Annotated in this window: 14 protein-coding genes; 7 read left to right on the top strand and 7 right to left on the bottom strand. The window is 36.3% G+C overall.

Annotated elements, in window-relative coordinates:
- Positions 1-2: 2 nt before the first annotated feature.
- Entirely contained in the window at positions 3-200 is a 198-nt protein-coding gene (locus A5816_RS04610; RefSeq protein ID WP_002324896.1) for a cold-shock protein, read from the bottom strand.
- A 524-nt stretch (positions 201-724) separates the two neighbouring features.
- On the opposite strand from A5816_RS04610, the gene A5816_RS16510 reads away from it, so the two are divergent.
- From A5816_RS16510 to A5816_RS04595, 3 genes are all read left to right on the top strand, one after another.
- Positions 725-979: a hypothetical protein gene (locus A5816_RS16510; protein ID WP_002374583.1), complete on the top strand. Its 255-nt coding sequence runs from the start codon at positions 725-727 to the stop codon at positions 977-979.
- 182 nt (positions 980-1161) lie between these two features.
- The gene (locus tag A5816_RS16635) at positions 1162-1341 is read left to right on the top strand and encodes a hypothetical protein (protein WP_002374581.1); all 180 of its coding nucleotides are present in this window, start codon (positions 1162-1164) and stop codon (positions 1339-1341) included.
- Positions 1342-1620: 279 nt separating this feature from the next.
- Positions 1621-1923: a hypothetical protein gene (locus A5816_RS04595; RefSeq protein WP_086310837.1), complete on the top strand. Its 303-nt coding sequence runs from the start codon at positions 1621-1623 to the stop codon at positions 1921-1923.
- A gap of 223 nt (positions 1924-2146) precedes the next feature.
- On the opposite strand, the gene A5816_RS04590 is transcribed toward A5816_RS04595, so the two are convergent.
- Positions 2147-2353, bottom strand: a complete 207-nt coding sequence (locus A5816_RS04590; RefSeq protein WP_172436459.1) for a hypothetical protein — start codon at positions 2351-2353, stop codon at positions 2147-2149.
- An 884-nt stretch (positions 2354-3237) separates the two neighbouring features.
- Positions 3238-5073: a translation elongation factor 4 gene (lepA, locus tag A5816_RS04575; protein WP_002317740.1), complete on the bottom strand. Its 1836-nt coding sequence runs from the start codon at positions 5071-5073 to the stop codon at positions 3238-3240.
- Between the two features lie 146 nt (positions 5074-5219).
- Between lepA and eis the strand changes: the two genes are divergently transcribed.
- The 3 genes from eis to A5816_RS04560 are packed head-to-tail and all read left to right on the top strand — an operon-like array spanning position 5220 to position 7618.
- A complete protein-coding gene (eis, locus tag A5816_RS04570) occupies positions 5220-6440 on the top strand; it encodes an enhanced intracellular survival protein Eis (RefSeq protein WP_086310835.1) in 1221 nt (406 codons plus the stop codon).
- 19 nt (positions 6441-6459) lie between these two features.
- A complete protein-coding gene (locus tag A5816_RS04565) occupies positions 6460-6954 on the top strand; it encodes a nucleoside 2-deoxyribosyltransferase (protein WP_086310834.1) in 495 nt (164 codons plus the stop codon).
- Positions 6932-7618 carry a hypothetical protein gene (locus A5816_RS04560; protein WP_002316308.1) on the top strand — a complete coding sequence of 229 codons (687 nt, stop codon included), beginning with the start codon at positions 6932-6934 and terminating at the stop codon, positions 7616-7618. The genes A5816_RS04565 and A5816_RS04560 overlap by 23 nt, the downstream gene beginning before the upstream one ends.
- 151 nt (positions 7619-7769) lie before the next feature.
- Here A5816_RS04560 and clpB read toward each other — a convergent pair whose 3' ends face one another.
- The 4 genes from clpB to A5816_RS04540 form a co-directional block, all read right to left on the bottom strand.
- Positions 7770-10379, bottom strand: a complete 2610-nt coding sequence (clpB, locus tag A5816_RS04555) for an ATP-dependent chaperone ClpB (RefSeq protein WP_002301554.1) — start codon at positions 10377-10379, stop codon at positions 7770-7772.
- A gap of 314 nt (positions 10380-10693) precedes the next feature.
- On the bottom strand, positions 10694-10909 hold the full coding sequence (locus tag A5816_RS04550; RefSeq protein WP_002340731.1) for a hypothetical protein: 216 nt from the start codon (positions 10907-10909) through the stop codon (positions 10694-10696).
- 15 nt (positions 10910-10924) lie between these two features.
- A complete protein-coding gene (locus A5816_RS04545; protein ID WP_086310833.1) occupies positions 10925-11497 on the bottom strand; it encodes a YcdB/YcdC domain-containing protein in 573 nt (190 codons plus the stop codon).
- Between the two features lie 13 nt (positions 11498-11510).
- Positions 11511-11930 (bottom strand): MarR family winged helix-turn-helix transcriptional regulator, encoded by a 420-nt coding sequence (locus A5816_RS04540; RefSeq protein WP_002374569.1) that lies wholly within the window; start codon positions 11928-11930, stop codon positions 11511-11513.
- Positions 11931-12060: 130 nt separating this feature from the next.
- Between A5816_RS04540 and A5816_RS04535 the strand changes: the two genes are divergently transcribed.
- The gene (locus A5816_RS04535; protein ID WP_256926001.1) at positions 12061-13410 is read left to right on the top strand and encodes an MFS transporter; all 1350 of its coding nucleotides are present in this window, start codon (positions 12061-12063) and stop codon (positions 13408-13410) included.
- Positions 13411-13448: the final 38 nt, after the last annotated feature.

Genomic DNA, 13448 nt, shown 5'->3' with positions numbered 1-13448 from the left:
CATTATTTTACGATATTTACTGCTTGAAGACCACGTTGACCTTCTTCAATATCATAAGTAACTGCTTGGCCTTCATCTAAAGACTTAAAGCCTTCTCCTTGGATTGCTGAGAAATGAGCAAATACGTCATTTCCATCTTCACCAGTGATGAAACCAAAACCTTTATCTGAGTTAAACCATTTTACTGTACCGTTATTCATATATATTTCCTCCTGATACGTATATAATACGTGTTTTATTGCAATTAATATTACTTGGTAAAAGGAGTTTTTATAGTGTGAATATATCGCTCAGATTACGTTTCAAATTAGATTACTTATTTACTATAACACGGATATAATACTAACACAAGGATAATCACTCGATATAAGACTTAAAGATGTAAAATTTCAGAAAGAACACAACAATTGGTTAATGAACGAGCGAGATCTCCGATTAATAATCTCATATCTATCTACTTTCTTTTTGTTCTTCGTTAACTACTTGGATTTTCAACCCGAATGATGGCCGGAAATACAATTGCTCGCAACTTTATACGCTGCTTCTTTAGGAACACCGTATTTTTTAAACTTTGCTTTTATTGCAGTTAGTTCTGGTTTTCTGAATTTTTCATTCTGGTGTGCTTGTAGTCCATTCGAAAGAAACTATTATCCTTAATATTTGGTTATTAATTGATAAAATGCTATTATCCTAATTGACATAAAACTATATAGGAGATGATACGGTGGTCACATTTAGCATGCTTTTATTTTGGATTCCAGTTTGTATTGGTATCAGCTCTTTCTTTTACTTCACTAAACGTTCTAGAAAAACAGTTATATTAATACTTTCTTTTTTTCCAACAGCAATTTTTATAATAAAAATAGTGCAATATACATTTTATCAATCGCTTTCAGCATTATTTTTTTACGTAGTTGGGTTGTTTTTATCACTTATTCTTTTCATCGTTGTTTTACGTTATCTTTATAAGAATGATTAATTTTTATACTTTTATAACTACAAATTTTCTCACTTATTGTTTTTGTCTTTATACTAGTACTATTAATAGACATCTATCTGTTTCATCTTGATTCTTCTTATTTCTGCCGACATTTTTATTAAGGTATTGACTACAAATTGAATAAGAGATACTCTTTTCTAAAAGTGATTGGAGATAGAAACATGACACCTATCAATAAACTTAACACTAATATATTTTTATACATCGGAATGATTCTTGTTATTCTTAATGCTATTTTTTTAGATTTCAATTTTTTTGTAAATATTTTAGGTCTTGCTCTTATCTTATTTTCTAGCAATATTATAAAATTAATTGGTAACTTTCTAAAAGACGATCACTAGTTGATTGTCTTTTTTTCTGAATGTCTATGTAATTAAAAAATAAAAAAGAAGCGGTTTATCTTTTCGCCTAGCGATAGTCGCTAAACTTTCCTTGCCCTATTTTCTCTTTTTTACTCATTTAAATAAATTTCTGATTTATCTTGTGTAGATTAAATTAGCTCCCTCCTAATTCTTCTCCTGCATAATGACCATAATCTTCTCTTCAGCAAAAAAATGGATAGAAACAAAAGTATCATGTATAATTAAATTAAAATTAAAATAATTAGAGAAGGTGAAATTATGGATGAATTCCAAATGATAAAAAGTACTCTTATGTCTATAAAAGAATATGTATCGATGCTAAGTAGCTTTCCTAATGAAAGTGATAGAAACAGTGTAATAAGACAGTTTAATATTCAGTTCATAGGAAAAGAACGTAAAAAAGTTATTTCTATAGAGATTGCTAATTATTTAAAATTAGAAAATAGTATATTTAACAAATATATTCAAGAAGTTGCCAAAGAACTCCACATCAAATTAGAAGGACTCCATAAGGTAAATTCTGCTACTTCGGAAGCTGATGCGTATTATATCTATCTTTGACAATAAGTAATTGATGTATTTTAAATAAACGTAACTTCGATGTTTATAAATTAATAGACAGCAACGGAAATAGTAAGAACAAGGATGTGAATTTCAACTCTTCCTAATTGTTCTTACTATTTTTCAACCGTTGCTGTTTATCGCATTTCATCATTCTTTCAATCCGAATTAATTAGGGTACTTTATCGGCATATCTAGTATTAAACCGTCTATACCATAACTACTAGCGTAACATCCGTCTTTTATTTTCATTCCGCTCCCTCCCATTGACGAGCATCATCTTATATAGAAATCCAAGCTTACGAATAGCCTCACTTGCAATAGCAACACCCTGACTTGCCGCTTTATATACTTCTTCTGTAGAAACTCCGTATTCTTTTTCAAATGTTTCCTTCAGTACATTCGATTCTTGTTTACTCAATTTATTCATTGCTGTTTCTCCAATTCTCATCAATCAATAACATTTTAAGTCGATTTTCTGAACTTATGTATCAATGATCATATAGCTTGAAATCGTTCTTATTATACTGTAGTAATCTACGTATCTAAGCAACCATTCATTTTTGTATAAGTCTTTTATTACCGACTCCCCCCTTCAATCTCATTTATTTCTCATAATCAATAAATAATGATAAGATAAATATATTGCGAAAGAGAAAAAATAAAGGGGATATAACTTTGTTATTTATTAGTAAAATTTTATTCTGGGTTACTTGTGCATATAAAATTATTGTTCTACACTGTTTAAAAATATGGCGTAAAAAAGATTGTTTACTGATCGTCTCATCCCTCCCATTTATCTATTTCATGATTCAGATTTGGGATGATTCAGATGCTGATCCCCTTTTTTTATCCAATTATTTAGTTGGGTTAGTAGTTTCGATAGTATTTTTTATTTGCATACTAATTTATCTGAATACAAAAAATTAAGTTTTCCAGCTCTTACGGCTGGCTTCTTTTGTTTCTAGTCTATTTTTTTCTAAAAAGTTACTTGAATAAATACACTTTTTGAGAGATTATAGCCAAACTATTTTTTAAAACAGCTAGGAATTTTGCGCTAATTTAAACGACATCACTCAGTTTATACATGGATTCTTTTGATTAATCCAAAGTTGTTTCCGACTAATCCTCTGATTTCAAGGCATCCAAAACATGATTAGATGGACAGTTATTCTCATGTTACAAATAACATGAGAATTGAAATAGTAGATATCATGGAGAATTTTACCAACAAAAAAGCCACCGGTGACATTCCGGTGGCAAACCCATGTAAATATGGTATATTTTTTTTAGTGATGTTAAACAGACCACTTGCTACTTCTTACTTTCTTCCTCATCCATTTTCAGAACGGCCATGAAGGCTTCTTGCGGAACTTCGACGGAGCCGATTTGTTTCATCCGCTTCTTCCCTTCTTTTTGTTTCTCTAAGAGTTTACGTTTACGAGAAACATCTCCACCATAACATTTAGCCAAGACGTTTTTACGCAAGGCCTTGATGTCTGAACGGGCAACGATTTTTTGTCCAATAGCTGCTTGGATTGGCACCTCAAATTGTTGGCGTGGGATTAGTTTTTTCAGTTTTTCAACGATTGCTTTTCCACGTTCATAGGCAAAGTCTCGGTGAACGATAAAGCTTAATGCATCGACTTTTTCTCCATTCAGCAAGATGTCCATCTTCACTAACTTGCTTTTTTGATAACCAGACATTTCATAATCCAATGAGGCATAGCCTTTCGTGCTTGATTTCAATTTGTCAAAAAAGTCAAATACGATTTCAGAAAGCGGAATATTATAGACGACATTTACTCGGTAATCGTCTAAATAATCCATCGTAATGAATTCTCCACGTTTTCGTTGAGAAAGTTCCATGACTGCACCGACAAAATCATTGGGCACCATAATCTGTGCTTTGACAAATGGTTCTTCTACATCTTGGATCGTTACAGGTTCAGGGAAATCTGCCGGATTATCTACTGTAGCAGTCGTACCATCTGTTTTATTAACATGGTAAATAACGGATGGTGCAGTCGTGATCAATTCTAGATTGAATTCCCGTTCCAAACGTTCTTGGACGACATCCATATGAAGAAGTCCTAAGAATCCGCAGCGGAACCCAAATCCTAATGCTTGAGAAGTTTCTGGTTCGAATTGTAAAGCAGCATCATTCAATTGCAGTTTTTCTAAAGCTTCCCGCAAATCGTTGTAACGAGAAGTATCAATTGGATAAAGACCACAATAAACCATCGGATTCATTTTTCGGTAACCTGGTAAAGCTTCAGCGGCAGGATTGTCTGCTAACGTTACTGTATCCCCTACTCGAGTATCTTGGACAGTTTTGATACTTGCTGTGATATAACCGACATCACCGACCATCAAAAAGTCTCTAGCAACTGCTTTTGGCGAGAAGACCCCGACCTCTGTAACATCAAATGTTTTGCCATTACTCATCAGTTTGATTTTATCTCCGGGTTTGACCATACCGTCCGTGATCCGGACATTTAGAACAACACCGCGGTAACTATCATAAATAGAATCAAAGATCAAAGCTTTTAGCGGTGCATCTAAGTCTCCACTTGGTGCTGGAACATATTCCACGATCTGCTCGAGAATATCTTCAATCCCAATCCCTGATTTGGCACTGGCTAATACAGCTTCACTAGCATCGATTCCGATTACGTCTTCGATTTCTTGACGGACACGTTCGGGATCTGCTGCGGGTAGGTCGATTTTATTGATGACTGGCAGGATCTCCAAATCATTGTCTAACGCTAAATAAACATTGGCCAATGTTTGGGCTTCGATTCCTTGGGCTGCATCGACCACTAAAACGGCGCCTTCACAGGCAGCAAGGCTTCGAGAGACTTCATAGGTGAAGTCGACGTGCCCTGGAGTGTCGATCAAGTGAAAGATATATGTTTCTCCGTTTTTCGCTGTGTAATTGAGTTCTACAGCATTTAATTTAATCGTGATTCCACGTTCACGTTCCAAATCCATCGAGTCTAACAGCTGATCTTGCATTTCGCGAGACGTCACAGTGTGCGTCATTTCTAAAATACGATCGGCCAATGTAGATTTTCCATGGTCGATATGAGCAATGATCGAAAAATTACGAATCTGCTCTTGGCGTTCTTTCATTTTCTTTATATCCATAGCGTCTCCTCTTTTCATATAATCAGCACTTTCCATTATACCAACGAAAAGTAGTAATTTAAAGACTTTTTAATTAGTCAGCTTTAGAAGTTTTTTTGGTAGAATTTTGCTATACTGTTATCAAGCTAATAAATGGAGATGAAAAAATGGATCAAAAAGATTTTAGAGAAAATCTTGAATTAAAACCAGTCACTCAAGAACATATCGATCAATTCAACGAATTACTTTCCTATGTGTTCCAAGTGACTGAAGCAGATATCGAGGAAAGCGGGTTTGAGAATAAACGAGCTTTTATCCGTTCCAAAAGACCGATTTTAGAAGTATCGAAAGTGTTCGGGTGGTTCCATGAAAACAAACTGATCTCTCAAATCGCTATCTATCCTTGTGAAGTCAATATTCACGGTGCACGTTATAAAATGGGGGGTGTGACTGGAGTTGGAACTTATCCAGAATATGCGAACCACGGATTGATGCAAGATCTAATCATCGTTGCATTGGATAATATGCGCAAGAACAAGCAATGGATCTCTTATTTGTATCCTTACAGTATCCCCTATTATCGGCGCAAAGGATGGGAGATTATGTCTGATAAACTTTCCTTTAAAATCAGAGATACTCAACTACCTAAACAAGTCCCAGTAAGTGGTATGGTTGAGCGATTACCAGTTGATCATCCAGACGTATTTGCCGTTTATAACAAATTTGCCCAACGAAACCATGGTGCTTTATTCCGCAGTGATTTTCATTGGGAAGAATATTGGCGTTTCGAAAATGAAGATGAGCGCACAGCCGCTGTCTACTACGATAGCAATCATGAACCAAGAGGTGTTCTATTCTACTGGGTAGCTGAAGAAATATTTCACGTAAAAGAAATGTTCTATCTTGATCAAGAAGCTCGAAATGGCTTATGGAACTTTATTTCCGCTCATTTTTCCATGATTTACTGGGTACATGGAGATATTTACAAAAATGAGCCCTTAGCTTTTTTGATTGAAGACAGTCAGATCAAAGAGCAGATCGAACCATATTTTATGGCTCGGATCGTTGATGTAAAAGAATTCCTTCAACGGTTTCCGTTTGTTGGAACAGCTGATGCTTTTCATTTCATCATTGAAGATCCTGTCGCTCCTTGGAATAATGGCGTCTTTGCTTTAACATGGGATGAACAAGGAAAAGTCCGTGTCTTGAACGAACCTATAGGAAACCCTGTTCGATTGAATATCCAAACATTGACTTGCTTGATGATGAATTATCGACGTGCTTCTTATTTGGCAAGAATCGAACGGTTAGAAACAGATAAAGAAACACTGAAGTCACTAGAGCGTATCATTCCAAACATGGAAGCTTACTTTAGCGATTATTTTTAATAAAAAGGATGATGTTTAGATGAAAATTTATTTTGCCGCACCAATGTTTGCTAAAAGTGATTTGTTATATAACGAGCAGATAGTTAAAGAAGTCAGAGCGCTCTCTCCTGAACTTTCAATTTATCTTCCTCAAGAAAATGAAGCAATCAATGACAAAACTGCTTATGCAGACAGTCGGATGATTGCTCTTGCAGACACAGAAAAAGTGTTGGAAAGCGATTTGATGATTGCTTTATTAGATGGATTGACGATTGATGCTGGCGTAGCATCGGAAATCGGTGTGGCTTATGCGAAAGGTATCCCAGTGATTGGCTTGTATACTGATACTCGGCAGCAAGGCGGAAACCACCCGAAAAAAATCGCTGCGCTACAAGAAACAGCTGAAAATCAATTTCACTATCTGAACTTATATACAGTAGGCCTGATCAAATTGAACGGAAAAGTGGTTTCTTCAGAGTCTGAGTTGCTTTCAGAAGTAAAAAGATTTTTAGATGGAGGGACTTTCAGTGATTAAAGAAATCAAAAAGGTTCAAATAGCTTTACTTGCTTTTGGTGTATTCGTTGTCTGCTATAATTTTTATGAATTTATCACCCAAAAGTATTCGACTTCTCAAGGAATCACATTTATCGTGGAATCTTTATTAGGGATTGCATTGATTTTCATGCCACAAGTCATTTTGACAGTTTTCAAACTTAAAATTCCAGCAGCAATCGTTTTGTTTTACTGGTTCTTCTTATTCATCTCTGTCTTTTTAGGTACAGGGATGCATTTGATCAGTATCATCTCTTTTTGGGACAAAATCTTACATGCGGTGAGTCCAATGGTCCTGACAGCTCTTGGCTATGGATTGATTGGTTACTTGATGAAAGATGCGGAGATATCAAAAACCAGTCCTTGGTTGTTCCTCTTATTCGGCTTTGCGTTTGCTGGACTTTGCGGCGTGTTTTGGGAGTTCTGGGAATTCTTATGCGACCAGTTCTTAGGCATGAATCTTCAACGTTTTGCTGCTTCTGATGGCACACTGTTTGTCGGACGAGCAGCATTGATGGATACGATGGGCGACTTGCTGACAAATACGATAGGTGCTGCCTTGATGGGATTGTTTGCATGGTCTCAAAGTAAAAAAGATGAGCGTTACTTTGAAAGTTATAAATTAGAAAAAGTGAAAAATACCTAATAAAAGAGGTTGTGACAGAAGCGGGCAGCTTCAAGAAATTTCGGCTTATTTTTCGAAGAAGCTACTTCTGGAACACTGTTTATTTGAAAAAAAGGAGGTCTGACACTAGTTGTGTCAGACCCCTTTTTTCTTTTATAGTCTCAATGGAAGATTAGACGATTTCTTCTAGCTCTTCTGTTTTGAAATGAAGTTGTCCATCAAGTAAAGTAATCGTTACTTTTGATTTAGGCATAACATGTCCTGCAACGATTTCTTTAGCCAGTGGTGTTTCTACTTCCTTAGTGATAAATCGTTTCAATGGTCTTGCACCATATGCTGGTTCATAAGCATTTTCAGCAATCCACGTTTTGGCTTCATCACTGATTGTCAACAGGATTTCTTGATGTTCCAGACGTTGTGCCAATTGCGCCACCATTTTGTCAACGATTCCTTTCACGTTGTCTAGGCTCAATGGTGTAAATAAAATCGTGTCGTCGATTCGGTTCAAGAATTCTGGTTTGAAGTTTCCACGTAATAGCGTGTTGACTTGTTCAGCCACTGCTTCTGGAATCGTTCCATCAGCAGTCACACCTTCCAACAGTAACTGTGAACCGATATTGCTAGTCATGATCAGAACCGTATTTTTGAAATCAACTACTCGCCCTTTTGAATCGGTTAGGCGTCCGTCATCTAGGACTTGTAACAAGATATTGAAGACATCGGGATGCGCTTTTTCGATTTCATCCAACAAGACGATTGTATAAGGATTTCGTCTGACAGCTTCCGTTAATTGACCGCCTTCTTCGTAACCTACATAGCCTGGAGGAGCTCCGACTAGACGAGACACAGCATGTTTTTCCATATATTCACTCATATCGATCCGTACCATATGATCTTCTGAGTCAAATAAGTTCTCAGCTAAAGCTTTCGCTAATTCAGTTTTTCCGACACCAGTTGGTCCTAGGAAAAGGAAAGAACCTAAAGGACGATTTGGGTCTTGCAATCCAGCCCGTGAACGAATCACCGCGTCACTGACCGCATCAACTGCTTCATCTTGACCAATCACTCGTTTGTGAAGTGTTTCGTTCAATTTAATCAGTTTTTCTCGTTCGCCTTCTACAAGTTTCGTTACGGGGATACCCGTTAATCTGCCAACGACTTGAGCAATCTCATTTTCGGTAACGGACTCTTGAACCATCTTGATCTCGCTGTCTTTTGCTTTGGCTTCTAGTTCCTTCAATTCTTTTTCTAATTGAGGTATCGTACCATGACGCAATACAGCAGCGCGTTCTAAATCATAGTTATTTTCTGCATCTTCTAATTCGTGTTTTGCTTTATCGATTTCAGCACGTTTTGCTGAAACAGAATTGACCTCTTCTTTTTCTGTTTCCCACTGCATCTTCATTGCATTTGCTTCTTCACGAAGTTCAGCTAATTCTTCTTGCAAATTTTTCAGTCGTTTTTTACTTGCATCATCTGATTCTTTTTTCAGTGCAGCTTCTTCGATTTCCAACTGCATCAAACGTCTGGTAACTTGATCTAATTCCGTTGGCATAGAGTTCATTTCTACCCGAATCGTTGCACTGGCTTCATCGATCAAATCGATTGCTTTGTCCGGTAAGAACCGATCAGTAATATAACGGTCAGATAAAGTAGCTGCTGCTACTAATGCGTTGTCATGGATGTTAACACCATGGTGGATCTCAAAACGTTCTTTTAATCCACGCAGAATACTGATCGTATCTTCCACTGTTGGTTCTTTGACTAATACCTTTTGAAAGCGACGTTCCAACGCTTTGTCTTTTTCCATATATTGACGGTACTCATCTAAAGTTGTGGCACCGATCAAATGTAATTCACCGCGAGCAAGCATTGGTTTCAACAGATTTCCGGCATCCATACTTCCTTCTGTTTTTCCTGCTCCTACGATATTGTGGATTTCGTCAATGAACAAGAGGATACGCCCATCACTTTTTTTGACTTCTTTCAAGACCGCTTTTAGTCTTTCTTCAAATTCACCGCGGAATTTTGCTCCAGCGATCAATGCACCCATATCTAATGAAAAAATCGTTTTATCTTTTAAATTTTCAGGCACATCTTTGCGTACGATACGTTGAGCAAGTCCTTCAACGATCGCCGTTTTCCCTACACCGGGTTCTCCTATCAGAACAGGATTATTTTTTGTTTTTCGCGAAAGAATACGGATGACATCACGGATTTCTTCATCACGACCGATGATTGGATCCATTTTTCCACTTTTGACTTGCTGTACTAAATCAACGCCGTATTTTTCTAATGCTTTGTATTGTTCTTCTTGGTTTTGCGAGGTCACCCTTTCTCCTCCTCTCATCTCTTCGATGTTTTTACGCAATTCTTTTTCAGATAATCCGTTTTTATTCAAATAAACAGTTAACGGATAATTTTTTAATTTCATCAACGCTAAAATAACGACTTCCGTTGAAAGAAACTCGTCGCCGAAGCTTTCACGTATTTGGTCTGCTTCATTCAATAATCGAAAGAAATTCTGGCTGAGGTTTTGTCCATATTGGACGTTTCCACCAGAAACAACTGGATACTCATCCAGTAGACGATCGATTTCATGTTCAAAAGATTCGACATCCAATCCGGCATCCGTATAGAAATTTCGACCAAAATGATTAGGTTGTAAGAAGATTTTCCATACATGGGCAATGTCGATATCTTGGTGTTTTCGAGTGACCGCAATCTGTTGAGCTTCAGCAATCGCTTCTTGAAGCGTCGTGGTCATTTTCTCAATATTCATACAGATATACCTCCTAATTAAAGGTAAGATCACTTATTTCTTTGATCTTTACAAAAACTATTATATCTCTTTGGTCAATTTTGGTCAAAATATACACATAGATTTTTGACTTTTTTTCTCGTCTTATATAAATCTTAAAAAAACAAATTTGATTGTATGTATACAAAAAAAGAGCCAAACAAACGTAAAATCATCTTACCCAATATGGATATTGGGCAAGCATTCTTTTTCAATAGAAGAATAATATTTTAGCTGTTTGGCTCTTTTTTCATTGATTATTTACGTTAAATACTTGCTTTTAATAACTATATTTTTCACCACTGTGTTTCTTCCATACGATCTTCTAATTCTCGAATCGTGTGAGACAGTTCTTCTATTTCTTCTTTTATTTCGTCCAATGTCATGCCACTAGCACTGTATCCTTTATAGTAGGCAGTCATGTAGTCTGTATCTTCTAGTCTCTGTAGCCGATTTCTTAGATTTCCTAAAAGTTCTAGATCAAATTCATCATATAGTCCATTCGTGTTCATTTCTGTCCCTCCTTGTTAAGCTAATGCATTCGGACTTGGAAGCTGAGGCCCTTTTCCTTCACGAGCTAATACCCAATCGTCATTGTCCCACATTTCCGTTTGTCGGCGTCCGTGAAAATAATCCCACCTTGAGTCGATTTCCATCTCAATGAGTTTGCCGTTGGCTCCTAATGTAACCCAGTTGTAGCTTCCATTTCGATGAGCAAATTTGATCCATTGAACAGGAAATGTTTGTTCCACGCTGTTTTCATCTATAAAGCTACGTTTTTGTTGCTCTATGCGCATAAATGTCAACCCTTTCGCATAGGTTGGATTGAACTTATGAAATATCTTTTCAGCTAAAGCTTTGGCACGTTCGATTGATAACAATTTTCCTTCAGGTATTTCGGTCAGATTCTTAAAACTGACTAAAAGCTTTCCTTCCATGACTTCAATGATTCTTGGTCCATTATGAAGATAGATTCCTTGATTTTGATAACGGATGATGTTGACTTTCTTTTTGTTTCTTTGTTCTATTAATTCATTGACTAATTCGTAATGATTAGGAATTTCTACTAGTCCCTTTAGTACATTGGATGTATTTTCCATGAGGATCACCCTTCTATTCTTCTTGTGCCAACTTTCCTAACAGATACTCAAATGTTCCTTGCTCATCAGCTGTCAATTTTGACAGAAAATTCTTCTGAGCATTTTCTACAGATTCTACTACTTGAGCGTGAAGTTCTTGTCCTTTTTCAGTTAATTCTAAAAGAAAACTTCTTCGATCTTGTGTATTTTTTTCTTTTGTCACTAACCCCATCTTCGTCAACTTCTGTATTGTTCTGGTGACATTGCTTCCATCCAATCCGGTCAATTTGATTAATTCTTCTTGTTTCAATTGGTGATAATCATGGATTTTCACAATAAAGTAATAATTCGTTGAATTTAATTTGAGCGGAGCTAGTGCTTGGTCTAATTCTTTTTGATAAATTCGGGTCAATTTGGCTAACCACTTCAAATTGCTTTCGCCTTTGTTTTCCATTCTTCTCCTCCTTTTAGTTGACAAACTATTCTCGCAAGGCATATAATTGCGTGCGCAAGCATATTCTAAAACAAATAATTGAACTTGTCAATTTGTAGGATGCTTAAAAAGATTTTTAGGAGGAAAAAAGATGAGTCAAACAAAAAAAAGATGGATATTACTAGCAATCTATCTTGCTACATTTATGACTGCAGTCGAATCCACGATCGTCATCACAGCTGCTAATGCTATTGCTAATAGTTTTGGTCGTGAAATCCCGATTGCCTTACTGTTTTCTAGTTACTTATTTTCCAGTGCATTGTCAACACCTGTATTCAGCCGTCTGGCGGATCAGTATGGAAAGAAACCGATTTTTATCATTGGATTGCTCTTGTTTATGACAGGTACTTTTCTTTGCGGTATTTCCCAATCATTTTTTATTCTGGTATTTTTTAGGATGGTTCAAGGAATAGGTGCGGGAGGAATCATGCCCATTACTTTCTCTCTGATTGGTGATTTATTTGATTATGAATCTCGCGGAAGAATAATGGGATTGAATAATTCGGCATGGGGGATTGCTTCGTTAGCTGCTCCTCTTTTAGGAGGGCTATTGGTCGAAAACTTTAGTTGGCACTGGGTGTTTTTTATAAACATTCCTGTTGGCTTAATAACGATTTTGATCTTACTTTTATTCTATAATGAAAAAAAACGTCCGTCTGTCTCTTTTTCTTATCAAGAACTGGGACAATATCTCTTTCTGATTACAGTTTTATTTCTTTTACTAGTTGGTATACAGATAATACCAGATCATTTTATACTTGGTGGTGGCGTGTTCCTTTTTGGCATCCTTGTTTCTTTCATTTTGCTTTCCTATGAAAATAAAGTAAAGGAACCAGTCTTACCTGTCGAAACATTGAGATCATCTGACTTTCTTTTGTTCAACCTCGTTACTTTTCTCATGAATGGAGCAATGATGGGGTTTCAAGTATATCTTCCGTTATGGATTCAGACGCAACTTTCTTTATCTCCTAGCCTTGGTGGTTTAGCGCTTTTACCTTCCTCTGTCTTTTTTATTACTGGATCGATGATTGCTGTGCCATTAGGAAAATATTTTGGAACGAAACGTTTGTTAACCTTTTGTATGGGGGTGAATGGTTTAGTTTTTCTTATTTTAGGATTTCTACCGCAAATGACGCCTTATTTCGTTCTCCTTATCTTAGCCTCTTTTTCAGGTTTTGGTACTGGCACAACGGTTACTACAAGTGTCTTGTCTGCACAAGCTTTAGCTACAGATAAAAATATCAGTACGGTATCTGGTTTCATCACCCTTTGCAGAAATCTAGGTCAAAGCTTCATGATCACTTTTTTTGGTATCGTATTCCAATTGTTTGGTAAAAGTACTTTTTCAATTGATGGTTATCAGGGAGTATTTTTTTCTGCTTTGTTTGTTGTTCTATTAAGTATCTTAATGGTTCTTTTAAAAAAAGACAGTCAAGAATAAATGCATTGGTAGAGTTGCTTCAAGAAAAAATGTTTTAC

The organism is Enterococcus sp. 3G1_DIV0629 (genome assembly GCF_002141285.1).
Classification (GTDB): Bacteria; Bacillota; Bacilli; order Lactobacillales; family Enterococcaceae; genus Enterococcus_B; species Enterococcus_B lactis.
Note: the sequence above shows the minus strand (reverse complement) of the source record. Positions and strands in the feature narration are given on the sequence as shown.

Excerpts from the sequence above, each read along its gene's own strand:
- A5816_RS04610 (WP_002324896.1), bottom strand. The coding sequence starts at position 200 with ATGAATAACGGTACAGTAAAATGGTTTAACTCAGATAAAGGTTTTGGT.
- A5816_RS16635 (WP_002374581.1), top strand. The coding sequence starts at position 1,162 with ATGACACCTATCAATAAACTTAACACTAATATATTTTTATACATCGGA.
- A5816_RS04595 (WP_086310837.1), top strand. The coding sequence starts at position 1,621 with ATGGATGAATTCCAAATGATAAAAAGTACTCTTATGTCTATAAAAGAA.
- A5816_RS04590 (WP_172436459.1), bottom strand. The coding sequence starts at position 2,353 with ATGAATAAATTGAGTAAACAAGAATCGAATGTACTGAAGGAAACATTT.
- lepA (WP_002317740.1), bottom strand. The coding sequence starts at position 5,073 with ATGGATATAAAGAAAATGAAAGAACGCCAAGAGCAGATTCGTAATTTT.
- eis (WP_086310835.1), top strand. The coding sequence starts at position 5,220 with ATGGATCAAAAAGATTTTAGAGAAAATCTTGAATTAAAACCAGTCACT.
- A5816_RS04565 (WP_086310834.1), top strand. The coding sequence starts at position 6,460 with ATGAAAATTTATTTTGCCGCACCAATGTTTGCTAAAAGTGATTTGTTA.
- A5816_RS04560 (WP_002316308.1), top strand. The coding sequence starts at position 6,932 with ATGGAGGGACTTTCAGTGATTAAAGAAATCAAAAAGGTTCAAATAGCT.
- clpB (WP_002301554.1), bottom strand. The coding sequence starts at position 10,379 with ATGAATATTGAGAAAATGACCACGACGCTTCAAGAAGCGATTGCTGAA.
- A5816_RS04550 (WP_002340731.1), bottom strand. The coding sequence starts at position 10,909 with ATGAACACGAATGGACTATATGATGAATTTGATCTAGAACTTTTAGGA.
- A5816_RS04545 (WP_086310833.1), bottom strand. The coding sequence starts at position 11,497 with ATGGAAAATACATCCAATGTACTAAAGGGACTAGTAGAAATTCCTAAT.
- A5816_RS04540 (WP_002374569.1), bottom strand. The coding sequence starts at position 11,930 with ATGGAAAACAAAGGCGAAAGCAATTTGAAGTGGTTAGCCAAATTGACC.
- A5816_RS04535 (WP_256926001.1), top strand. The coding sequence starts at position 12,061 with ATGAGTCAAACAAAAAAAAGATGGATATTACTAGCAATCTATCTTGCT.